The sequence below is a fragment of the Paenibacillus sp. AK002 genome, from assembly GCF_053903045.1.
Genome location: NZ_CP096377.1, coordinates 1147263 through 1171639, shown reverse-complemented (window position 1 = coordinate 1171639; position 24377 = coordinate 1147263). Strand labels below are relative to the sequence as shown.

Below are 24377 nucleotides of genomic sequence, written 5' to 3'. Positions count from 1 at the left end.
CTCTAGCCACACCCACTAGAGTACAGTGAACATAAAAAATTTCTTGCCATCAGGAAATCTTAAGTTAGGAACCCAGAACGGTTGTCCATCCCAGCCTTCCTCAACTCCACCATTAAATCTGTACATGGTTAATGTTGGACCAGACGGGTCAAAACGGTCCGAGCCGCCAGAGAGCAATGCCCGATAACCTTTGCTTATGTTAGTACTCCTTACCTCAATAAAGCCTCGGTTATGGAACATTCCCTTCATATTTCTCATGCACGTCCTTATTGCTTCATCATCCCAAGAACCTCCCCCGGTTTCATCAGAAACTGTTAGGTTTAAGACATCAACAAGCATATCAATTGGAACTTGCATTACTTGTCCCGTGCCCATAAAGGGTAATAGCATTTGATCCAAAACTTCTACATTTTTAACCAGTGGCGAGTACGGGAAATATCTCTTTCCAGGCATGTAGAAAGCCAGGGCATCAACATATACCACGCTCGTACGAGTCGCTCGTAATAACGAATGTGTTGTTCTAGACAATACAATGGCTTGCATTTCAGTTGGATTTATTTGTCGTGCCATTGTCCAAAGTTGCTTATGTGAATCATGTACACCCCTGAAGATCTCCAATAATGAACTTGAAATGTAAAACCTCATAACATCCATATCTTTCTTGCGGTACCCATACATTCTTGAGTGTTGCAAGATAGTATCAACCTGTGGTGATTTACTTGTTCTTCCGTAGTATGTTACTAACAGTCTTTTAATAGTTACACCACGGCCCAGTCGATTACCGCCAATCAGTATATTAAACGGTGAACTATATGTTGCTGATCTTGAACCTGAAATAAGCAACTGAATGCTTGTACTATTTATGCACTCTGCAATCTCTTGAATGATGTCCTGGTAAGACTGTGGATTGGGGTTGGTCAACCTCATATCATCATACGCTTCTCGTAAATACTCGATCACAAGAGCACTATCTTGGGATGTAGGATTCGACATAGCACGAGTAAGCCTAGTCACAAAGCTGTTTACAATACGTTCTATCCTCCTGTGAGGATCTTGTCGTTGACTGACATGACAGACACATGAGAATGCGGTGCCTTCTCCATTTATCAATTTAGATGCGGCGGCAACGAAGAATGAACATAACGCCTTTCTTAACCCTGTTGGGACCGCTTCCCAAGTCTCCTCTACATCTAATATGTCAGATGAGAGAATGTTATCGACCTCATTATCTGGAAAGAGTCTCATTGGTGATAGATGTTGCTCAGTTTCAAAGAAGGCCTCGCCGCCTACGTATCCCTCTCCAGGCTCGAAAGTCACTGTAAATTGGGGGGCAAAATCGCTCTCCGAATGTTGCAGAAATAGAGATTGTGGAGTCGCAGTTACTTGAACATAAACATGCTTCTCGAAATAGCCCCTAATATTTACAATAGCCTCATTAACACCACTTAAGTCATCTGTGTCGTTATTTAGTAAAGTGTTAAGACTAGCTTGATCTGCTTCATCATCAAAGATAATGGGGCGAATTTCATCAGAACAGTGCGTCTCAAGAAATTCAATGAGTGATTGGAGTATATGAGTATTCTTGGTGGCCATCAATACTAAACCGCCCGTTTGCAGTGCTGTTTGTATTCTTTCTGGATGTGCCATCATCCATTGGTCCTTACCTAAGGTCTGCATCCCAGGCAAAGATTGATTAATCCTGTCAAGTGTTTGATCATATAACCACACGTTATCAGAAGTAAGTATTATAAACAGTCGGAAACCATTATCTGACGCTAATGCAGCGGACATAAGCATATTGTTTGTTTTTCCGCTTTGAATCTGCCCAAATAGTAACCCGTGACGGGTTGGATCATTAAGAGCTCCGACCTTCTCAATGAGCCTTACAGCATTACTTTTAATTTTATCGACTTCTATTTGATTCAATCCGTCGTGTCGTAAAATTCTCAATAATCTAGTAACTTTCGAACCGTCTAGGATCATTTCTATCTCCTTCTCTGACTAAAGTCCATATAGTATGTGTCATCGTTCATCTTATATATAGTTATCGAATCTCTTCCATATTGATCGAGGTGCGCTTTTTCCACTTTCTCACCAAGCGGTACCCCAAGGCGTCTTCTAAAATACTTACCAAGTATGCTATTATCATGATTTGTGTGGATTGCCTTTCTTCCTTGCTGGGCAACAGTACATACAAAACTTTCACCGTCATCAGTAATAATTGTAAACTCGACAGCTAAATCAGGAAAAAAATCAGGATTGTCCCTATGTATATCACTTGAGATAGGAATGTACGCTTGATTAGGTTCCCTCCCCTCTCGTTGCCCCCAATTCAGCGCACTTCTTCCATGCACCTGACCATCCTTTTTTTGCGTTAGTCTAAGCACAACACTTGGACATCCGCTAACCGCAACGCCTATCGCCGAAATATCAATGTCAGAAACTTCAGGCTCCCTTTGATACAGCATCTGGAAGTGCTCAAATATATCGGCGTCAGTACAATCTTTCAGTAAGTGTTCATCAGGAAACACCTGCAATATTTCTACTGGATTTGCCGATACCATAAGTTCCTGATAATCTCTGAATCCATGCCACGTTAAATTGGAAGAACCTGCATATGCTATATCAAAGTCGCCATTCTCACCTCTCCACAATACAGCTTTTGTATGTATTGGCGGGGTACCATTATAATAGCGTACTCGTAATCTTCCAGTACTATGAACTAGATTTACATATTCGTTGTGATCCCAAATAGTAATTGGTTGTTGTTTTACCATACCCAAGATCAAGTCGATAGACATTCTTTCATATGTATATAAAAGATGATGAACAAAGGCAGAGGATCCATATCCTGTTAGAGCACGAAAGTTCATTCTGCCTTCATCATAAGGGGTCTTAATGACTTGAGAATAAATATGTGGCCATTGTGGCATCGTTTTTTCCTCCCTTTTGGTTATAAATCTCCCTATGGTCAATATCGCTCACAAGGGTATATGGGTTGCCAAAATCAAATGACTGTGAGAAATACTCGAAATCGGGCACATAAATATCACATACACGATTATAAATGAGCTTATCTGTCTTAGCAGGAAGCTTTTCATCATCGATAACAAACCATCACCGATAACAAACATGTTCTTAACATCTTTGTACCTGAGCATATATTCGTTTATCCCCTAAAAGTCACAGGTCTTAATGACTATTAAAGATCAAACAAAGCTGAGTATTTCTTAATTTCAATAAAGCCCTAGTCCTAAATTCGACATTAATATAGGTATTCCTGCATTCTAGAAAAAGAAAAGCGCCCCGTGGGCGCAAATATTGCTTGCCATGGTTGCTATTTGGAATTCGAGCTCATATATTGTCGTCTCTTAAATCGGACTTCGATAGACCCAGCTTCAAGCTGCCGATCATTGTCATTAACTGATTATCGCTGGATTTAGCGTAATTGAGTAGTTGCAGATCGCCTCGATCACACGAATGCATCCATGACACTAAATGTTTAAAACCATGCTACCAGGGATATGCAACAAGATGCAGTTGATTATTTTGACCGTATTATGTAGCAGTCAAAACCGCCAAAGGGGTTATGTGGATGTTGTAACTTCATAATGAGTTGATAACCCTTGTTCCAAGGACTTTCGTGGCTTCTATTGGACTTACTCACGTTCCCAGAAGACCCACACTCTCAATTACTGAGGCTTTTGTTCTGTAGTCTAAAGCACTTAAATCTTCTCTAATATCTGCCTGAAATATTACCAAATTTGTAATCCTATATGGTATGATTGGCGCAGGGAAAAGTTTCTAATGGGCGGTGTTTAAAGTGGCCGGTGATAATAACTCTCACTTATGGATTGATGGATTATTTCCAAAAAGCAAAAAAGGTAGACGCTGATAAAAACAGATCATCCACCACCGCCCACATCTTGTCATCATTACGATGGAGGAGTAACAAGCGGTACAAGAAAGAATGAAGGCAAAAGGTAAGCACAAAAGTAATGGTCAGGAAAGCCTCAAATAAAATTCATTACAACATTACCCGTCCCGCTTTGATCGGGGCGTAAGAATCGATGCGCTTATTCACTAGCCCCTTTCCATTTTAGTAACACTGAGCTCTCAACATGTGTCGACTATTCATTGATAATAAATTGTTCCCAGCGGAAGCGGGAGTATTCGCTAATATCATCGTAAACGCTAGTGAAACTACTAGGGTTTTTATTTTAGGTAATCCGGACTAATCATCTATCGAACGTAACCGGCAATGAGGAACAGATTTTCGCGCTCAACGTCAAGGACTCAGCACCCGAGAATTTCAAAATCATCCACATCAACTCTAAGGTGTCGACGTCTCGCCAACGCTAGAACGTGACGAACAAGATTGTTCCGCTCATCAGGGAGTGTCGCCAGCTGCAAGCTGTCTGACCCGTTGTCTTCCTGGATGCCGTTCATTTCTAAGTGAAACAGGACGGCTCGATCGTGAACAATGCGGCCTACATGGTAATCGGTATTGATCTGACCGCAATGAGGACATTCTGGGTATGTGGATCGGTGAGAACAAGTCTGCAAAGTTCTAACTGAGTGTGCTGAACGACCTCAAAGACATTTATTTTATGAAGGATCCGGTTTATTCCCTCTCCAAATTTTTGATAATATCCCTCATTTCAACACACAACTGTCTAACCTTGGTTTCAATAATTTTAGGGTTATTGCTTTCCCTCCCGTTCAATCCTTCCTTTATTGCAAGATAGAGCCACCCTCTGTTCTGAGCAATGGAAATTTTGTCACTGTCATCATCATGGTAAATCTCGCCATTGTATTCTACGGCAAATTTAAAAAAACGGTCCAGTAATCTATTGTGTATAATCACTGGAATATCAATTTCTTTACTTGATAGTAGCCCTACATTATTTACTCCAACTACAATGTCATATATATTACTATCAAAGTACTCATAAACTAATTTATCAATTAGTTCTCTTGCATAGTTTTCATTTTTACTACCGTCTGATAAATTATTCATTCGATCTTTTAGTCTCGTAATTTTACCAGCTCTAAATGTTCTTTCATAATTTTGTCTGCTTTTTTCTTTTTTCTTTTTCATAGCTTCATCTAGTGTAAGATTAAATCCTAGGTTTCTTAAGCGTAACTGTACAGTAGGATAGGGTAAGTTGAATAAGATAACTAGTTGGACAGTTGTTAGACGAGATATATAAACTAAATAATATACTGTTCTAACATACTCAACAGCTGATGCAAATCCTAAATTTATATATACTTCTTTTCTCATATTGCTCTTATGATTAATTGCGTATTTTAATTTTTCATGCTCGTTTAAACTTATATTTGACGAATTTATCTTTGCTTCTATGTACTCATCATTCAATTTTTTTCTTTCTATTTCAAATTGCTTCGAGTTTTCTTCGAAATCGTTAGAATACTGCCACCCTAAATTATATAGATGAATGTACAACGGCTGTACCTGCATCTCTAATTTGTGTGCTATTTCACTTATCTGCAACTTTTCAATAAATCGAAAATAATAGATTATTGCAACGAAGTCATACACGCTTTTAAATTGTTTTTCTATTTGCCGTTTTCTTTTTTCGGAAAAGGTGTTAGATAAATCCTCAATGATTAATGGAATAGTATCTTTTTGAATATTAAAATAACCTATATTAATAATGCTCATTTGCTACCATCCTTTAATTCTTTCCTACATCTCTCTATATAAGAATATATTATTTCCCAGTAATATATCATTAAAAGATGATTGAGAGCTATTAACGTCAGCTTCGTAAGGAAAGGGCAGTAGCTTCTTCCCGACTGACGAAGTACTACTAAAAATGCTGTGGGTGTCACCCGCAAATGGACGGGCAGGGTCAAAACTGGGGTCAAGGCTACTCCAGCTCTCTTTCTTCTTTCCGGATCGGATCAGTCAGCATTTTACCGTGAGGGCCGTCCTCCCCTCGAGAGAGATTCTCTATAAATGAGTTTACGCATAATTCTTGATAGCCCCGTCATGATCGGACGTTTTCGTCCACCAAAGTATATTTAAATGAATTACAGAAAGTTAAAGATTGAAAAGGCTTATTTCTCTCTAGAAGAATGAAATTATACACTTTAACCTTTCGAGAGTCGATTCCGATTACAGGATTCATAGATCCCTCCCAAAGTGCGTTTATCGGAACCCACTAACCATTGCACGGCCATAGGCTTCGCGTGTTATTCGAGATCAGGAATGTCACAACCAGCTTAATCATGGTTTAAGCAATAGCGGGAAGCTGTACCACCCTATTCCAACCGAGATGATTGTCCCTAATTTCAATTTCTTTTCCATTTTCCTTCACTTTTTTCTCATCCTTATCTATAGTAATTACGCCATATGTCTTCTTTGTATGGCAGTTAGGACAAAGTACCCAGAGATTATCAATCGTCTCCCCACCGCCTTTAGCTTTATCTAGAATATGGTCAACATGAATGATCCAAGACATCATACCATTTTTATTCAAATATTCTTGCTTAAATCCGCATACCTGGCATGTGTGTTGCTCTAATTTTGCAATTCTTTCTTTTTGTGCTTTACTTTCTTTTCTTATTTTACTTTGTTTCTCACTACTAATGTACTGTTGGGCATAGTCGGTAAATTTAATTGCTTCTTCTCTAATTTGATCTATTGATTTAGAATTTATATCGTTTAAAATTAGTTCTTCGTCAAAAATCAAATATTGATTTACATTGAATCTTTCTATCGAATTGTAAAGTTCTATATCTTCGTCGTATTTAATTCTCAGATGATAATGTTTTATACCATCCTTACCGTTCTTGGAAACATCAGCATTCTCGATATACTTGAGGATCAATTCAAATGGTAATTTTAATACACCTTCATAGCCCAATATTAAGCACAAATAAGATATGCCCTCTATTTGATACTTTTTTAATGCACTTGGAGTAATACCATACCAATATCCAACTCCGTCTGAATAAAGATGTGAAAACTTCATCGTAATTAATTCTTTGTTATTAACTATATAGTAAGTGATAGACTTATTTTTATAATTACTTTCAAAATTCAATAGTTTTGCAGCATTCTGATCACTTATTCCTCTTCTCTCCATAGATCCGACCCTCCTACAATGTACTGACTAGCCAGTAAAAAATTTCGTTTCCAGAGGAAGTGGGAGTATTCGTAAAGTAATTTAGCTTTAGTCAAACAGACTAATGGTTGTTTTATATACCCCTTCATCTTCTTGATATTTGTTCTACATGTTCAATTTATCTCAATACAATATCTCTAATACGTTCATCTAAAAAAACATCTACAGAATCAAGGCTTCCTTCCTTGATACCATTCAATAAAAAAATTAAATCATTATCTACAATTGGTATAATGACCCCACGTCCATCATTATACGTATCTCTACACCGATTTATAAATAAATTCATGTTGTTAATCGAGCGACAAAGCAGAAAACCTAACTTACCCCTTTGCCAAGAGAAGCGTCCAGACAGTTGATCAAGTTCAGGATTTTCAGGGTCAGAGGAATAATTTTTACACTCTACATAAATGAATTGAGCAGGTAATTCAAATCTAGTAGGGAATCGGTAAAAAAAACCTTTGTCAGCAGAATTGTCGAAGACTATATCTATTCGTTTCCTACCCTCATGTATTTCTCTTTCGAGTTGTGGTGATGAAAGATTAGGATAAAATATATAAGCTAATATCCCGACTATATGTTTATGATATTCATTGGCATTAGCTCTACCTGGTGGTATTTGTTCTAATTTATTTATTAAATATTCAACGAATGTGTTTACATCGTAACCGGCATTAAGTTCCTCGTGCATTAGCGGTCCATGAATTTTTTTAACGTAATTAGTAAAGTCTTCATAAACGGACGGGTGTCTTTGGGTAAACCCCCTGATAAACTCCTTAGTACATGGTGCTTCATGTTCCTTTATATCTTTCTTTGAAACCCATACTTTTTCCGTACCGTTCTTTAATACTTTTCTCTTAACTAATACTGAGTTGAGAGTAAGGTGCTCTCTTTGTAGAAAATTCAGCACAAAATGTTGATGATACTTTTCGTAAGAGTAATTTTTGCTATATGAAACAATAGCCTTAGGTACCAGCAGAATGACCTTGCCATCGACGACTAACATCTCAGTTAGACCAAATTCCCATCTAACATTCTCTCTACTCCAATAATATCCGGAAGGTACATTATCCGTTAATGGTATCCCCCACAATTTACACTGATCATGCGTATACTCTATCAAATGTCTTCTAATAATGTTAGTTGTCATATCTGACAATTTGTCTTTTCCAAAGTTATCTACAAAAATTACACAATCCTCCAAATCCTCGACAAGACCAGACTCTACAGCCCGACTCTCTAGTAAACTTTCAAATATTTCAGTTGCATCCTCTTCACCAACTCCCCTCCCACGAGGGAGCCCTTGGGATATCCCAAGGCAGGTTTCGTTTGGCTCACCTAGATAATTAAATAAATCCCTCGCTTCCTCAATACGATTAACATTGAGAAGTTCAATTAAGTATTGAAAGAACCCTCTAATAGTACGTGAAGCGTTTAATGACCATTGATCATGTCTTATTGACAGAAAAAAGGGATCTAGAAAGAGAGGTATATCTTCTGTAGTATCTATATCTATAAAATCTAACTCCTGTTGAGTTGCTCCTAAATTAAATCGTGTACTAATCTTCACAGAAATCCCCCTCTTTTATCGCTAGGTAAAATTATACATATTATTGTCTAATTTTGCTATCGATACAATAGTGATGAATTTAATGAAATTAGGAAAACAATATCTCTCATATGATCGGACGTTTTAATTTGAAAGCAGTTCTAGCAAATGAATGCGCTAAATTTTCTGAACGTATTAAACTAGGTAGACAGGCAAGTGCCAGACAAGGCAAGTATCAGCCTTCTCTCCCCGCGCTTGGTTACAAGCGTATTACGAGCGGTGAACTTGTACTTAATGAGAAGCATACTGAAACTGTCGCAAAAAATCTTTAATTTGTATCTTCATGAAGGGTGGGGCTGGTGTAAAATCAGCAATTATCTTAGTGAAAACTGTGTTCCTACTCCACGATCAGTTTCTGGTGCAAGGAAGAATGAGGGCGAAAGACAAGAATAAAAGCAATGGTCAAGAAAGCCTGTTTGCTCACATTGCTGTTTGTGCAGACTGTGGAAAGGGCATGACATTCCGTAAAGATCGAGGAAAAGAAGGGGCTTATGTGTGCGGGGGATACATCAAGCATACAAAATCTTTTTGTTCCACTTACCTCGTTAAAGAGCCGACGACACTGTTACAAATGGTCAAAGACGATATAAGGGAACTAATCGATAGTAGTGTCAAGCTAGACAGGCTTTATAGCGTGATAAATGGAGAAGCAAGCCTTTATCAAAGCAACAGCAAGAAAGAGCTGCAGAAGGTCACCAACCGCCTTAATCAACTAACTGATGAGTTTCAGGGGTTGCTTCAACTTTACGCCCAAAAAGATGTCAGTATCGAACAGTTTGCCGTTCAGAATGAGCGCATTCAAGCAGAGCAAGGGAGACTTGCCAAGCAGAAAGCAGAAATAGAGTCTCAGCAAGAAGCAAAGAAAAATACAGACGATCATCTTCGTGCCTTTAAACGTCAAATTGATAAGTTTGCAAGGTTATACAAAGAAGATGATCGAGTAATGAAACAACTGCTTCAAACGCTTATTCAAAAGATTGAAGTCCATGAAGATGGATCAATCAAAATTCACTACAACATTACCCGCCCTATCTTAATCGGGGCGTAAGAATCAAAGGGAATATTTACTAGCCCCTCTCCATTTTAGTAACACTGAGCATTCCACATGCACCGTATGCGGAAACATATCCACCGGCGTAACCTCCACCGTCCGATACCCGCCATCCTCCAACACTCGCAAATCCCGAGCCAGCGTGGATGGATTACAGCTCACGTAAACTACGCGCTCCGGCTTCATCTCAAGAATCGTCTCCAGCAAGCGTGGATCGCACCCTTTACGCGGTGGATCGACCACGATCACATCCGCCTCGATGCCCTGCTCTTTCCAGCGTGGAATCACATCCTCTGACGCGCCGACTTCAAACTCTACATGCTTCATACCATTGAGCTCGGCATTCGCACGCGCATCCTCGATCGCTTCCTTCACGATCTCGACCCCATATACCTTCTTGGCATGCTGTGCCAAGAACAGGGATATCGTCCCGATGCCGCAATACGCATCGATCACGATCTCTTCCCCGGTTAATCCGGCATACTCCACTGTCTTCCCGTACAGCACTTCGGTCTGAGCCGGGTTCACCTGATAGAAGGAACGCGCAGAAATCGCGAACTTCACATCGCCTATATAGTCATGGATGACCTCACGCCCCCACAGGACGCGGGTTACATCCCCAAAAATCACGTTTGTTTTACGTGTGTTCACATTTTGGCAAACACTCACAACCGCCGGGAGCTCCTCACGAATAGCAGAGATCCACTCGTTGACACGTGGAATCCGCTCGCCGTTCGTGACGAGCACAATCATCATCTCTCGGGTAGCAAAACCGATCTTCACCACGACATGGCGAAGCAGGCCTTGGCCTGTCTCTTCATTGTAGGCGGTGATGCCTAGCTTCCGCCCGATGGCTTTGACGCGGCTGACAACCTCGTCGTTCTGCTCATGCTGGATGAGGCACGTCTCCATGTCCACGATCCGGTGGCTGCCCCGGGCGTAGAAGCCGCCGACCAGGCCGCCTTCCGTTACGCCGATCGGCACCTGGGACTTGTTGCGGTAGCGCCAAGGCTCGCTCATACCGAGTGTCGGCCGCACGAGGATCCCCTCTTGATCTGAATCAACGCCGGAAACGGCAGGATTGGTCCCATTGGTTTCAGAATTCTCAATGTCCCCTCCACCATCTGTGCCATTCCGCTCCTTGCCCACACGCGTCGCTCCAGCATCTTTCGCCTCATGCACCACCCGCAGCTTTCCGATCCGCTCCAGGTTGTCCACCACCAGCTGGCGCTTCCACTCCAGCTGCCCGGTGTAACTCATATGCTGCAGCTGGCAGCCGCCGCATTGGTCGTAGATCGGGCATGGGGCTGCAATGCGATTGGGGCTCTGCTCGACCAGCTCCAGCAGCTTGGCGTAGCCATACTGCTTCTTGGTCTTGAGCACCTTCACCCGGGCCTTCTCGCCCGGCAGGGCGCCCTGAACGAACAGGGTGTAGCCGTCGGCACGGCCGACCCCTTCTCCGTCATGGTTCATTCCTATAATATCGATCACGACCTCGTCGTTCTTCGCCACCGGCAGGTCCAGGAGGGCCGCCGAAGCCGCCGGCTTGCCGCTGCGGCGCGTGTCGCTTCCCTTGCGGTTCTTCTTCATGATGTGCTGTTCACTTCTTTCCGTTCAACTTGTCCCTTACCACTCTATATTCCCAATCGGAACACCATCCATAATAGAAGTTGTTCAAAAAGCTCGCTTTTGATAAGAAAACCCCTATCGTGGCCACTTCAAGGATGAGCGACCGCGATGCATAGGTAGGTTTTCTTGCGATATCGAATTTCATCAGTTCCACTGATAGCTCATAAATTCTATATCTAACACGAAGTGAATCAGGAAGCCACTCGGCATCGAATCTTGAATTCAGCCGGGCCTTCCGGTGCTCACGTACTCAAGCGTACGCTCCACTCCTCAGTCCCTAGCTTCATCCAACTGAAGCGTTTTGAAAAAACGCACATCGGGAGCATAAGCTTCGGTGCTGAAAACCGACCTTTTTGAACACGCACTTAATAAAAACGGATGATCTTCCGTTAACCTTCACTCGCTTAAACAACAAAAAGCTCCCCCAAGGGAGCTTAGCGCACAAGCTCACGTCCATCATTATACGGGAGCCTCGTATGTTATTCAATCCATATAGCCTGCAAATCCAATCATTTACTTACAAGAGCCTGGAGCCTAAGCGGCGATCCTCGGCCTGTTCCATCTCGTTCCATGGCCCATCGCCCCAATCGCCTATCCATCTCTAATGTGATCAGTCCCCGCTGAGACTTCGGCAACAACCATCACGCCTTAAGCGCCCGTTGCCTTCCGCCTCTCTACCAGCTAAACATCTCAGCCAAAAATCCGCAAATGCTGCGGCAGGACACGGAACGTGCCCGGCAGGACGCCGCCGAACTCGCCGTCCAGGTTCAGCTGAACCGGTCCCGGAGAGACAACCTCCATATAGTCGGTGCGGAAATGCACGACTCTCTTGTCGTTGATATGCTCGCCGCGCAGAGCGAGCGTAGCCACGCGCACGAACTCCGCCAGATTGCACTTGCGCAGGGCAATGACGTCGAACAAGCCGTCGTCGATGCTCGCGCCCGGCGCGATTTTGTCGAAGCCGCCGACCGAGTTGCTGTTCGCAATGAGGAACACCATGAATTCGTCATGGATCGCCGGATGACCGCTGGCGTTGATGATGAGCTCCTGCGGCGCGAGGCTGACCATTTTCTCGATCCCCTTCAAATAATACGCCAGCTGCCCGATCATCGTTTTCAGCTTGCTGGGCACCTCGTAGGTGAGCTCGGTCAGCGTACCGCCGCCAGCGATGTTGATGAAGTAGCGATCATTCGCTTTGCCCACGTCAATCGGACGCGTCTCGCCCCGAATCACCAGATCGCAATACTCCTCCCAGTTCTTCGAGATGCCGAGCGCCCGCGCAAAATCGTTCGTGGTCCCCAGCGGGAAAATGCCCAGCGGCGGGAGGTTATCCCTGCCGGCCATCCCGTTGATGACCTCATTGAGCGTGCCGTCTCCGCCGGCCGCGATCACAAGATCGTACCCGCGTTCCACGGCATCCGCCGCTTCGCGAGTCGCATCCCCCTCTCCGGTCGTTGCATGACAGGAGGTTTCGATGCCAGCACTGTCCAGACGGTGCAATATATCAGCAAGCCGACGCTTCATTTCCTCCCGGCCGGAGGTTGGGTTATAGATTAACCTTGCATTTCTCATTAACGATACGCCACCTACTTATGATTTCAAGGATTGAAGAAGACGTTTGGCCTGCGACTCCATCCACTGCGGCAGCAGCGGATGCGGAAGCAAGGTTCTGCCGGAATACCGGCATTCCAGCCCCTGGAGCCGATCGGGTATTACCTTCTCCGTAAAATACCCCTCACTCAAAAAAAGCGGAGCTACGATCACATCGCAGCCGCGCTCCATCCATGCTGTCACCTTGTCCCGCACATCGCCAGGACTGAGTAAGGCATAATCCGCGCCGGTTCCGCTTACCTCGCTAACTCGCTGTGCCAAAGAGTTAATACCCTTTTCCCAGCGGCTGCGAAACAGATCATGCCTGCTGCCGTGCCCGACGAGGAGAATGACCTCCTTCGCCGGGTTCACGGACAGCTCTTTCACCTTATCCCATACCATGGCCGCAATCTCGGGATCGTCGTCCATCGGCGTACCGAAATGAACCCGGGAACGAACCCGAAACGGCGCCAGGTCCGTCTCCATGTCCGGAACGGCCTTCGCTCCTATAGCATAAGCTATTTCGTCGACATGTGTGCTGCCGGACGAGACAAATAGAGGAATGACCACAATGTCGGTGACACCCTGGTCTTCCAAGGCCGTGATGCCGTCCTGAATCAGACGGCCCTCTACCAATTCCAGGTACGAAGATACGACCGGTATATCCATGCGGGATGCCAGTTCGTGGACGGCCTCGTCCACAAGCGACACCCATTTCCGTTCACGTGAGCCATGACTGATGACCAGCACACCCGGCTTCGTCATGAATTAACGTCCCAGACGCTCCAGCGTCATTTTGTAACCGTCATTGCCGTAGTTCAGGCAACGCTTCACGCGCGAGATCGTGGCGGTACTGGCTCCCGTTTCTGCTTCAATCTGGTTGTATGTGCATCCCTTGCCCAGCATGCGCGCCACTTCCAGCCGCTGCGACAAGGATTGGATTTCGTTCACGGTACAGAGATCGTCGAAGAATACATAACATTCCTCCACGCTGTCCAGGGTTAATATCGCTTCGAATAATTGATCGATGCTTTTATCATTTAGCTTCTTTAATTGCACTGGATGATCATCCCCTATTGTTACTGTGTGTATAACACTCGCACTCCCATTGTACCCGAGCGGATATAGTATTTTCAAGCATTAACGATTTCACGCACTACAGGACGACCACCCCTTAGGGGGACTCATCCCGCATAAACGCTCTCATTCACGTCCGAAAGAGGCGCGCCAAAATCTTCCTGGGCCATCGCCCGATTCCGCTCCTATCCCGAAAATCGGGACATCCGCCTAAACCCATCGCCCGCCCGTATCATACAGTATAGTATCTTAACTCAAAAAGGAAAGTGATATCATGACGCGTCATTCTCACTATTATCATCGCCGACCCACGAATAACCATCGCTCACTCAATTCATATGAATCACTGCCGCAGGATCCAACACCGTACCCTGGCATCACGCCATACGGCGATTATCCGGAAGTCGGTGAAACGGCGTTATATCCATATACCGACGGCGTAACGGATTTGGAGGCTTCGGCTTCGGCTCTCGCTCCCTCCACGAATTCCGGCGGCGGCGGGCTGGCAGGTCTCCTCGGCGGAGGAGGCGGCAGCGGCGGGGGATTAAGCAAGCTCCTCGGCGGGCTCGGGGTCAACAATATGAGCGACATCAAGGGACTCATCGACCGGATGGGCGGCATCGACGGCATCGTCAACAACATCGGCAAGGTACAAAAGGTCATGCAGGGCTTCCAGCAGCTTGCGCCTATGTTCTCCGTGCTGGCAGGCGCGCTTAAGAAGAAGGGCAGCGGATCGTCTTCGACTGCCTATACGGATCAGAATGAAGACGGCTACGAATACAGACCGAGAAGACGGCGGTCCTCGGGAAGCAGACGCCGCTCCGGCTCGCGCAAATCGTCTTCCGGCAAAAGACGGCGCCGTTAACCTATGTAATCGGTGCACCCACGACACTTTATATGCCGTGCAATTCTAATCAAACCATGCAGGCTCTGATCAGCGAATAAGATCAGATCTGTCAGGATGGTCCATCAGATACTTTAGGGCCGACCATGGCGGGATGCACGGAACCCTCATACATCACGCAGGCTCCAGTCTGTACCCCCAGACTGGAGCCTTATCTTTTTTACGGCCTGTATATCCTCATCAGCGCGTCCAGTCCCCTTCGGGGCCGGCTTCTTTATTCTCGACGCTTTCCAGCGATTTTAACCGGAACCAATACGATCCGCGCAAACCGGAACGCAGCAGCATCGTAATACTGCCGAGCAGGTACAGCACCGTCGGGATTCGCTTCATCTGGGGATAGAACATCATGATGCTGCCTGCGATGAACAGCAGGCCCGTGGCGATCTCGCTGATGACCATGCCCACCTCGTAACGGTTCGTGACGGCGAGCTTCCGTTTTCGTCTCCTAGCCAAGCGAAGCATCCGGCGCAGCAGCCGGGAACGCAAAGGCTCGTCTGGTTGACGCGATGAACGCTTCTTGGGATGTCGTTTGAGCCCGAGTTTCATATGCAGTCCCTCCTCAGCAAGCCTTTACCCCTTACGGAAGAACAAGAAACGACAGCTATTTAGCATTCGCTCTTCTTGAATGAGACAAACTTCCCCGCTCATCTCTCTTCAAATCACTTACTGACCCAGGACTTCGGCCGATGCAGATGGTCCCGGCTGGAATCCCTGCTTCGATTGGCTTAACAGTATTTACCGCCATAGAACCTCCTTATTTAAACCAGCCTCTGCGCATAAACCACAACACCATGCCGCCGCCCAGCACAAACATGAGAAGGAGCACGAAGAAGTAACCGTAATGCCACCCCAGCTCCGGCATGTTCTCGAAATTCATCCCGTAAATCCCGGCGATCAGGGTGAGCGGCATGAAGATCGTCGTAATAACGGTCAACGTCTTCATGATTGTGTTCATCCGGTTCGAATTCACCGATATGTAGCTGTCCCGTAGATCCGCCGTCATCTCGCGATCGGCCTCGATCATGTCCGCGAGCTTCAGCAGGTGGTCATAAATGTCGGAAAAATAAGCATGGTGCGCATGATGCTCCATATGCTGCGAGTTAACGATCCGGTACAGCAGATCCCTCATCGGCACCACCGTGCGCCGCAGGCGGAGCAGCCTTGAACGCAGCGCGAACACCTGATTCATCAGGTCTTCGACCGAATCCTTCTCCCCTTGGCTTTCCAGCTCGGCCAGTTCATCCTCGATGGCGAACAGGCTGGGAAAATACTGGTCCACCAGCTTATCCATAATCGTATACGCCGTGAAGCTCGGACCGTCCTGCCCCAGCGGCCCCTTGCCGGCAACCGCGAGCACGCGTTCCCAAGCCTCGTCCATTTCCGGCAGCGCCTGCTGGTGGAAGGAGACCACGAACGAAGGGGCCAGGAATACATCCACCTCGACCGCCTGCAGCGTATCCGGCTGAAGCGCATGCAGGACAAAGAACTGCATGTTGTCGTAATAATCCAGCTTCGGCCGCTGTAGGACATGCAGGCAATCCTCCACTGCCAGTGGGTGGAAGTGAAAATAGCTCTCCAGCTTCCGCGCCTCCTCCGGCGTCGGATTGCTGAAATCGGCCCAGATCCAGGCATAGTCCTCCATCCGGATCTCTTCCAGCGTAAGCCCGGTCACCGGTTCATAGCTTGGCGTAATCGCCAGAACGCGTATCATGATTGGATGTCCCCTTCCCCTGTACCATCGATTCTTTAAACAAAAAAAGCCAATCGATTCCTGATTGGCCCCACAACTATCCGTTTCTCTATGTGTAATGATTCATGTCTAGAAAAGAATTTTAAAGATGACTCCTGCCAGTACGGCCGTAATCGGAATCGTAATAAACCAGGTTACCACGATGCGTCCTGCCAAGGACCATTTTACGGCGGAGAAGCGTTTCGCCGAGCCTACGCCGAGAATTGCCGACGTAATCGCATGCGTTGTACTGATCGGCAAGTGAAGCAATGTCGCCGAGAAGATAACGGAAGCGGCCGAGAAGTCAGCGGCGAACCCGTTGATCGGCTCGATTTTGAATATTTTCGTACCCATGGTCTTGATGATCTTCCAGCCGCCCACCGACGTACCGAGCGCCATGGCTGTTGCCGCAGAGACTTTAACCCAGAAGGGCACTTCCATCTCCTGCAATTGACCGGACGTCACGAGAGCAAAGGTAATGATACCCATTGCCTTCTGCGCGTCGTTGGTACCGTGCGTGAAGGATTGCAGCGCTGCCGTGAAGATCTGCATCGTACGAAAGCCCTTGTTCACCGTATGCGGACTGCGCTTGGCGAAGATGACCTTGAGCAGCTGCATGACCAGATAACCGATCACGAACGCGATAATCGGCGACAGGATCAACGCAAGCACGATGTCCTTAAACCCGCCGTAATTCAGCATGTCGCTTCCCGCGCCGACGAATACCGCACCCGCCAGTGCCCCGATCAGGGCATGGGAAGAGGACGAAGGCAATCCGAACCACCAGGTAACCAGGTTCCAGATGATGGCTGCAAGCAATGTTGCAATAACAACCTCGATCCCGTTATCCAGCTTGGTCGGATCCGCGACGCTGCCGCCGATGGTTTTGGCAACGCCCGTGAACATCATCGCGCCGACGAAGTTCATGCTCGCTGCGAGCAGTATGGCTACCCGCGGCTTCAGGGCCCGGGTCGATACCGACGTTGCGATGGCATTCGCCGTATCATGGAACCCGTTGATGAAGTCAAATGCAAGCGCCAAAAAAACAACTATTACTAATACTAACATCGTTGTATCCATTGTTCAGGACTCCCTTACGAGTTGCGCATAATGATGGATTCCAGCATATTTGCCACGTCTTCGCAGGTGTCCGTGGTCGTCTCAAGACGTTCGTAAATCTCTTTCTTCTTGATCAGCAGAATCGGGTCAGAGACGGTGGCAAACAGATCCTTGATGCAGATCCGCAGCAGCTCGTCGCCTTGGTTCTCCAGATCGTTCAAGCGGATCGTGTATTCACGGATCGCCAGAAGTTTCTTCTGGGAGAGCAAATGAATGGCTTTCTGGATTTCATAAGCCGATTGACGCAGAATCTCTGCAAACTGCACCATGTACTCGTCAGGTTTCCCCAGATTATACATATAGAAACGGGATGCGGTTGCTTCCAATCCGTCCATCACATCGTCCATGCTGGTTGTCAGGTCCATGATGTCGTCGCGTTCGATTGGCGTAATAAATGTTTTGTTGAGTTCAGTAATGATGGTATGCGTGTAGGTATCACACTGCGACTCGTATTTCTTCATTTCGTTGGCAAATTCAAGCACATCTTCAAGATTGGAAACGTGCTGCGAAAAATAGTCTGCGGCTTGTACCACCGTATCGGCCATATTCTCCAGCGTTTGGAAGAATATATCCTTTTTCTTCATTTTCATACTCTTAACCCCTTTTTTCGATAAATTGCCGCGAACGCCCTGAAAAGATAGACAACCTTGACTATCTTATCACATCCATGGCAGGGTGTGTATAGAAAAGTAACACTCAAAAATGTAAGGAACTAACAAAACAGAAGATGCATGGATATCCCTTCAATTCCCTTGCCTATTAACATCTCCGTATGCGTGCAAATTATCCCGAAACGGCAGGCCTGATTCGCTGCCTCGAATTCTAGGGATTCGAGATCGTGACGTGGCTTTCAAAAGAAGGCGTGTTGGGCACAATGTTGAAATATGTCGTTCCCGGAACCAGCGGCACTTCCTTGCCGTCCTTGACGAAACGGATCGCATCACCCGCAGCGCGTACCCACTGCCCCTTGATGACTTCCCCGCGCTGGAACAGCATCGCTTCCCCGCCCGCTTCCACGTTCACGGCTAGCCGGCCCACGTCATCCAGCACCTTATGGTCCGCCCCCAGCACGATCACATTCGCGGCCTCCAGCTGAACGTTATCGTTGAGATCCACATGCGGCGATCCGTTGATCGACCGTTTGTACGTGTTGGAGGAACCGTCATACTGATAATCCACGACATAGCTGTCCAATAAAAATTTGATTTCCACCTTCTCTGCAGCCTCCCCGGAAACAACCTCAACCGGTTCAGTGCCCTCTTCGCCATCGGCGCTTGCAGCGATCGCCTCCGGATAGAACGAATACTCTGGCACCTTCACGTCGTTGCCGTAATCCAGCTTGGCCGCTCCTTCACGGAGCTTCTCGTCGCTGGAATACAGATTATGCGGCGCTTTGCGGTCCTTGGCCCTCCAGAAGTAGGCGCCTGCATTCCCGATCTCGTCCATGTCCTGCTTGCCTTGCTTTTGAATGATGCTGTAGGCTTCCGGGCTTCCTCCCGCATGCACCAGAACGCCGCCGTAGCTCTCGCCAAGATTGATCAGATACGGTCGAATGCTCCGAATCGGCCCGATTTTCTTAATGTCGCTCTGGCTTTGGAAGATGCCGATCAGCCGCGTGATACCTCCCTCCGCCAGCACTTCGTACACCATGTCCGCTTGACTCAGACCCGACTGCGGCCTAGCAGCCGGTGCGTTATTGATCATAACGGCCAGCGGACGCTGCGTCAGTGACGCTTCTAACGGCAATCCCGTCAGAGGTGCCTTATACGGAGAAGAGGTTTCCTCCTGGGGCACTTCGACCGGCTGCTCGACCGGAGCCTCCACCACTGGTGCCGGCGTTGGCTCAGCCTGCTGCTTACCGCCGCTGCAACCGGACAGCAGCAATACTGCCGCCATGGACAATAAGCTTGTCCTCCACGCATATTTTCGGAAAGACAAAGACCCTTTGCTAAACATATCGTTTCCCCCTATGAACGCTCCCATTACTTATTACCCTAAATTTCCAGACCATTTACCCGTAATTTCCAACCGGCGTTTCAACTTTAATTTACATTTAATCACAAAATCCGCGCTTTGTCTGTATATAGAAGAGATACTATCCTTTAATGAATCACCTTGACAGCATGGCCTTGGCAGCAGTTCCAACTCAAACCATGGTGAGGTTCTTAATGGCCCGGTTTGTGACATAAAAAAGTCTCTTAGAAGGCATACGTATAGTGCGTATGCCTTTAAGAGACTTCCTGCTTCCATCCATTTATTTAGCTTTAAAAGTATCAGAAGAGAAACGAGATGCGTGTCATCCGATCCGCAAACCAATATTGCCAAACTGCTCGCCCGCCGTCATCCGCCGGAACGCATCCAGAATCTCATCCAGCGGGTACATCCGGTCGATCAGGGGCGCAATGGTGTGCTCCTCCATGAACCGAAGCATCTCTCCGAACTCCTCGCGGCTCCCCATCGACGTACCGATCCAGGACAGCTGCGGAAAAAATAAAGCCCTCAGCGGAACCTCGACCGCGTCGCCGGAGCTGGCCCCAAAGCTGACGATCCGCCCATTCGGCTTGATCACTTCCAGGTATTGGGGAAAGGTTGCCGGACCGATACTATCCAGAATCACGTCCACCTTCTCCCCTTGCAGCTCTTCGTTCCAATCCCCGCCGCTCGAAAAAGCCCTATGCACAGAATAGCGCCGCGCTTCTTCGAGCTTGGCTTGGCTTCGGGAAGTGACGCTGACGACAGCCCCCGCATTCTGGGCCATGAGCATGGCGTAGGTTGCAACCCCGCCTCCTATACCTGGTATAAGCACATGCTCGCCAGGCTTGATATGCGCCCTTGTAAACAGCGCACGGTAGGCCGTTAGCGCGGATAAAGGCAGTACTCCCGCTTCCTCCCATGTCAGGTATGTCGGCTTTCTGAAGGCATTGTCCGCTGGGATGACGACCGTTTCAGCAAACGTACCGTCCGTGGGTCCGCCCAGGATCTGCGGCACCACCGGGACCTCTTCAGTGTTATCCCAACCGATCGTCGGATGGATGATGACTTCCGTGCCGACCGTCAGACCCCCCACTCCTTCACCTACGTCATCAATGATGCCTGCGCCGTCTGAGCCCAGAATGAGCGGTGCATCCGCCGCATGACGTCCCTTCATCAGAAACAGATCGCGGTGATTGAGTCCGGCCGTCTTTAGACGGACCCGGATCTCACCAGGACCCGGTTGTTTCGATTCCATATTGCCGACCCGAAGTCCGTCCAGTCCGCTCCGGCCGCGATGAATGGCTGCTTTCACATGAATCTCTCCCCTTCTTCCGGCTTGTGTAGGCCATGTTAGGTTCAATTGTATAGATCGCCTCGGAGCATGTAAAATGAGTAGTATTGAATATGGCATTCAGTCAGAATGAAGTCAGGATGGTGAGACTAATGGAAAGCGGAGATTTACGGATATTCCGCGCAGTAGCGGAGGAAGGCAGCATTACGCGGGCGGCCCAACGCCTGCAGTATGTTCCCTCCAACGTCACGGGCCGGATCCGCCAGCTGGAGGACAGGCTCCAGACGGCCCTGTTTATCCGAAGCAATCGAGGGATGGATCTGACCCCTGCCGGCGAGCGCCTGCTTGGATACACGCGTCAAATTTTAAATTTGCTGGATGAAGCGGAGAAATCCGTACAGGCTGAGGATACGCCGCGGGGACCGCTACGAATCGGTGCGATTGAATCCACCGCCGCTGCATATCTGCCAGGACGCCTGGCCGACTATTATGCCCGTCACCCCGAGGTCAGCCTGTCCCTCACCACGGGCAACTCCAGCGTGCTGATGCAGCAAGTGCTGGACCGCGAACTGGACGGCGCTTTCGTGTACGGACCTTTGACGCACCCTATGCTGAAACAGATTCCTTCGTATAATGAGGAACTGGTACTCATCTCCGAAGCCGGAGCGGCAAGCCAGCAGGAGCAGTTGCAGAAGCCGATGCTTATTTTGTCGACAGGCTGCACTCACCGATCCAGAGTGGAGCGCCTGCTGGCCGAAGCTGGCGTTCAACATCCGCAAATCATAGAGTTCGGTTCGCTCGAAGCCGTGTTAGGCGGGGTTGCTTCGGGTCTCGGCGTAGCGCTTCTCCCAAGGTCCAATGCCGTTTCGCTTTCCAACGAGAAAAACATTGCAGCCATGACACTGCCGGAGTCCTACCGCGAGGTCGTGGTGTATTTTATCTATCACCGCGACGTGCCACTGAGCAGCGCCCTTCGAGCTTTTCTTGAGCCGGAGAATCAAAAATGATTGAAGTTTGACCCTCAAAGCGGGCACATCGGATCGAATGACCACAGCGAGAGAATCCCTGCACTCCCGAAAACGAAAACGATTGACTAATCTAGTCAATGGGAGGATTAGATTGAATGTTCACAACTTTGTGATATTTATCACGTGTATTGTGAATATTTTCACTTATAATAAAGACATAGAGAAGGTGATCACTTCCCAAGGCAACAAGAACACACATCATCGACATCAAAAACAACATGTTAATCCAAAAAATTAAAACTCATTTAAGGAGTGGTTTATATGTTTAACAATTGGCTGAGAACAAACAAAGTGGCAATGTGGTTACTGACATTCATCCGGGTCTACATCGGGTATGAATGGATGACGGCAGGTTGGGGCAAATTGACGGGCGGATTCGAAGCAGGCGGATTCCTGCAAGGCGCGATTGCCAAAGCAGCCGGCGATCACCCCGCCGTCCAAGGCTGGTGGGCAGCGTTCCTGGAGCACGCAGCACTGCCGGGCGTGAAGCTCTTCAACTTCATCATCCCGCTTGGTGAGTTCCTCGTCGGTGTCGGACTGATCCTCGGTACTTTCACCACCTTCGCTGCTCTGATGGGACTTGTGATGAACGCCGCGTTCCTCTTCTCGGGCACCGTGAGCACCAACGCCCAAATGCTGCTGCTTGAAGTGCTGATCATCGTCGCTGCTGCCAACGCCGGTAAAATCGGTCTCGACCATTGGGTTCTCCCTTACCTCCGCGGCCTGTGGAACAAAATGACGCACCGCGATCATGAGCCTAAAGCGCCGACGACTCATCTGAAAAAACGAACAGCTTAACTTCGTAACGATCCATGCAAGACGGTGGAGAACTCCGGTTCTCCATCGTCTTTTTTCCATGCCAAGAACCTATGCCAAATCACAGTCTATGCGAATACTGTATTTAAATACAGATTTTTGCAAATATGAATAATTTGTGATGATGCGACATTATATAGATCGTTGCTGTTTTTTCGGCTTCCGTCGTGCTTATGAATTTCAAATTTGCAAAAATCTGAAAACAAAAAAGAGAATGATTATTCATTGGAGGAGTGGTGTTGATGTTTATTCAATGGTTGCAATCCAGCAAAATCGCGATGTGGCTGCTGACGGTCATTCGGGTGTACGTCGGGTATAAGTGGTTATCGGCTGGCTGGGGCAAGTTAACGGGAGGCTTCGATGCGAGCGGATTTATGCAGGGAGCCATCGCCAAGTCCACCGGCGAGAATCCCGCGGTTCAAGATTGGTGGGCCGTATTCCTCAAGCATGCCGCGCTCCCCGGGGTCAAATGGTTCAACGTCATCATTCCGCTGGGCGAATTCCTCGTCGGGCTCGGCCTGATCCTCGGCTCGTTCACCGTGTTCGCTGCGCTAATGGGGCTGGTGATGAACTCGGCGTTCCTCTTTTCCGGTTCGATCAGCATCAATGGTCAGCTCCTGCTGCTCGAATTCCTGATCATCCTCTCAGCGGCCAACAGCGGTAAGATCGGCATCGACCGTTGGCTCATGCCTTATCTTCAGAATAAATTCACGCGCAAGGCGAAAGTCAGCAACGACTCCTCCCCTCTGCAGAATCAGGCAGTCTGATTTATAAGGAATACGGGAGTAAAATAGAATTAAAAAGTAATTTAAAGTATTCTCAAGCTGTATCGTATTTGGTCGTATCCGGTCTTACGCTTCTCGTCAGTTAAATTCGTGCCTGGTTCCCCCGTCCCATAGCTAAATCCATCTCGTTTCTTCTTCCTAACAGTACGATTTGAATGGTTCTCCTCTATTCGCACTCTTTCTGCTTGCCTTATCAATAAACCATCGGGTGACCGCGGCCATCGGTACCGGTCATCCGTGTTTTATAAACAGTTATGCTTAGTAATAAATTCACGACGAGCCTCAGGGTCCAGGGAAATGGCATCTCCCAATGCGTTCGCATTATCTAATCGCTCCAGGTACTAGGTACTTTTTTACGCTTACTGCTAACAGCTAGCTGAGTTTTCGCTGAGATTTACTACTCCGCTTGCTGGTTTTGCATTTACCACTTCCTATTTTGCATATCATTTACTGGATATATGCCTACTCCATGCAGCTTTTTCTTATCACTTACCGGTTTATGTCTACTGCATATTGCTTCACTTATTACTTGCTGGCTTTATGCGTAAAACTTACTTATGCTCTGCTAATTGATATTGGATGTGCGTATACTTCTTGCTGTTTGAGCTCTTTTGCTTA

The 24377-nt window shown here is 47.2% G+C and carries 21 protein-coding genes and 2 pseudogenes; 8 read left to right on the top strand and 15 right to left on the bottom strand.

Translation table 11 applies throughout. From position 1 onward, the window contains the following. Window positions 1-15: 15 nt before the first annotated feature. On the bottom strand, window positions 16-1950 hold the full coding sequence (locus M1D70_RS05010) for a Z1 domain-containing protein (RefSeq protein ID WP_456289293.1): 1935 nt from the start codon (window positions 1948-1950) through the stop codon (window positions 16-18). A 35-nt stretch (window positions 1951-1985) separates the two neighbouring features. Beyond that, the gene (locus tag M1D70_RS05005; RefSeq protein ID WP_456289292.1) at window positions 1986-2933 is read right to left on the bottom strand and encodes a restriction endonuclease PLD domain-containing protein; all 948 of its coding nucleotides are present in this window, start codon (window positions 2931-2933) and stop codon (window positions 1986-1988) included. A gap of 1306 nt (window positions 2934-4239) precedes the next feature. On the opposite strand from M1D70_RS05005, the pseudogene M1D70_RS05000 reads away from it, so the two are divergent. Continuing rightward, window positions 4240-4571, top strand: a pseudogene (locus tag M1D70_RS05000) (transposase); the annotation flags it as partial. Between the two features lie 53 nt (window positions 4572-4624). Here M1D70_RS05000 and M1D70_RS04995 read toward each other — a convergent pair. Further along, window positions 4625-5689, bottom strand: a complete 1065-nt coding sequence (locus M1D70_RS04995; RefSeq protein WP_456289291.1) for a hypothetical protein — start codon at window positions 5687-5689, stop codon at window positions 4625-4627. Between the two features lie 112 nt (window positions 5690-5801). Here M1D70_RS04995 and M1D70_RS04990 point away from each other — a divergent pair. Beyond that, window positions 5802-5990 (top strand): annotated as a pseudogene (locus tag M1D70_RS04990) (hypothetical protein); the annotation flags it as partial. Between the two features lie 273 nt (window positions 5991-6263). On the opposite strand, the gene M1D70_RS04985 reads toward M1D70_RS04990, so the two are convergent. Continuing rightward, window positions 6264-7118, bottom strand: coding sequence for an HNH endonuclease (locus tag M1D70_RS04985; RefSeq protein WP_456289290.1), 855 nt, complete (start codon window positions 7116-7118; stop codon window positions 6264-6266). A 157-nt stretch (window positions 7119-7275) separates the two neighbouring features. After that, on the bottom strand, window positions 7276-8727 hold the full coding sequence (locus M1D70_RS04980; protein WP_456289289.1) for a hypothetical protein: 1452 nt from the start codon (window positions 8725-8727) through the stop codon (window positions 7276-7278). Between the two features lie 110 nt (window positions 8728-8837). On the opposite strand from M1D70_RS04980, the gene M1D70_RS04975 reads away from it, so the two are divergent. Continuing rightward, window positions 8838-9038: a hypothetical protein gene (locus M1D70_RS04975; RefSeq protein ID WP_456289288.1), complete on the top strand. Its 201-nt coding sequence runs from the start codon at window positions 8838-8840 to the stop codon at window positions 9036-9038. 11 nt (window positions 9039-9049) lie between these two features. Beyond that, a complete protein-coding gene (locus M1D70_RS04970; RefSeq protein WP_456289287.1) occupies window positions 9050-9814 on the top strand; it encodes a recombinase zinc beta ribbon domain-containing protein in 765 nt (254 codons plus the stop codon). Between the two features lie 3 nt (window positions 9815-9817). Here the strand turns inward: M1D70_RS04970 and rlmD are convergent, their stop codons facing one another. The 4 genes from rlmD to M1D70_RS04950 all read right to left on the bottom strand — a co-directional run bounded on the left by rlmD (window position 9818) and on the right by M1D70_RS04950 (window position 14095). Continuing rightward, window positions 9818-11407, bottom strand: coding sequence for a 23S rRNA (uracil(1939)-C(5))-methyltransferase RlmD (gene rlmD, locus M1D70_RS04965; protein ID WP_456289286.1), 1590 nt, complete (start codon window positions 11405-11407; stop codon window positions 9818-9820). Window positions 11408-12136: 729 nt separating this feature from the next. Next, window positions 12137-13018, bottom strand: a complete 882-nt coding sequence (locus tag M1D70_RS04960) for a diacylglycerol kinase (protein ID WP_009592325.1) — start codon at window positions 13016-13018, stop codon at window positions 12137-12139. Between the two features lie 18 nt (window positions 13019-13036). Further along, a complete protein-coding gene (locus tag M1D70_RS04955) occupies window positions 13037-13801 on the bottom strand; it encodes a sirohydrochlorin chelatase (protein WP_456289285.1) in 765 nt (254 codons plus the stop codon). A 3-nt stretch (window positions 13802-13804) separates the two neighbouring features. After that, window positions 13805-14095, bottom strand: coding sequence for a YerC/YecD family TrpR-related protein (locus M1D70_RS04950; protein ID WP_009592310.1), 291 nt, complete (start codon window positions 14093-14095; stop codon window positions 13805-13807). 292 nt (window positions 14096-14387) lie between these two features. Here M1D70_RS04950 and M1D70_RS04945 point away from each other — a divergent pair, with 292 nt between their 5' ends. After that, window positions 14388-14978, top strand: coding sequence for a hypothetical protein (locus M1D70_RS04945; RefSeq protein ID WP_009592309.1), 591 nt, complete (start codon window positions 14388-14390; stop codon window positions 14976-14978). A 219-nt stretch (window positions 14979-15197) separates the two neighbouring features. Here the strand turns inward: M1D70_RS04945 and M1D70_RS04940 are convergent, their stop codons facing one another. The 6 genes from M1D70_RS04940 to M1D70_RS04915 all read right to left on the bottom strand — a co-directional run bounded on the left by M1D70_RS04940 (window position 15198) and on the right by M1D70_RS04915 (window position 21151). Further along, window positions 15198-15563 (bottom strand): YrhK family protein, encoded by a 366-nt coding sequence (locus M1D70_RS04940; protein ID WP_192569671.1) that lies wholly within the window; start codon window positions 15561-15563, stop codon window positions 15198-15200. 208 nt (window positions 15564-15771) lie between these two features. Then, on the bottom strand, window positions 15772-16728 hold the full coding sequence (gene corA / locus M1D70_RS04935; RefSeq protein WP_456289284.1) for a magnesium/cobalt transporter CorA: 957 nt from the start codon (window positions 16726-16728) through the stop codon (window positions 15772-15774). Window positions 16729-16836: 108 nt separating this feature from the next. Next, window positions 16837-17826: an inorganic phosphate transporter gene (locus tag M1D70_RS04930; protein WP_009592277.1), complete on the bottom strand. Its 990-nt coding sequence runs from the start codon at window positions 17824-17826 to the stop codon at window positions 16837-16839. Between the two features lie 14 nt (window positions 17827-17840). After that, window positions 17841-18455 (bottom strand): DUF47 domain-containing protein, encoded by a 615-nt coding sequence (locus M1D70_RS04925; protein ID WP_009592343.1) that lies wholly within the window; start codon window positions 18453-18455, stop codon window positions 17841-17843. A gap of 232 nt (window positions 18456-18687) precedes the next feature. After that, on the bottom strand, window positions 18688-19821 hold the full coding sequence (locus M1D70_RS04920; protein ID WP_456289283.1) for a DUF3048 domain-containing protein: 1134 nt from the start codon (window positions 19819-19821) through the stop codon (window positions 18688-18690). A 340-nt stretch (window positions 19822-20161) separates the two neighbouring features. After that, entirely contained in the window at window positions 20162-21151 is a 990-nt protein-coding gene (locus M1D70_RS04915) for a zinc-binding dehydrogenase (RefSeq protein WP_456289282.1), read from the bottom strand. Window positions 21152-21282: 131 nt separating this feature from the next. Here M1D70_RS04915 and M1D70_RS04910 point away from each other — a divergent pair, with 131 nt between their 5' ends. From M1D70_RS04910 to M1D70_RS04900, 3 genes are all read left to right on the top strand, one after another. Next, complete coding sequence (locus M1D70_RS04910; protein WP_145039091.1) at window positions 21283-22137, top strand: LysR family transcriptional regulator; 855 nt, start codon at window positions 21283-21285, stop codon at window positions 22135-22137. 282 nt (window positions 22138-22419) lie between these two features. Continuing rightward, window positions 22420-22956 (top strand): DoxX family protein, encoded by a 537-nt coding sequence (locus M1D70_RS04905; RefSeq protein WP_009592293.1) that lies wholly within the window; start codon window positions 22420-22422, stop codon window positions 22954-22956. Between the two features lie 260 nt (window positions 22957-23216). Then, window positions 23217-23741 (top strand): DoxX family protein, encoded by a 525-nt coding sequence (locus tag M1D70_RS04900; protein ID WP_009592287.1) that lies wholly within the window; start codon window positions 23217-23219, stop codon window positions 23739-23741. The last annotated feature ends 636 nt before the right edge of the window (window positions 23742-24377 follow it).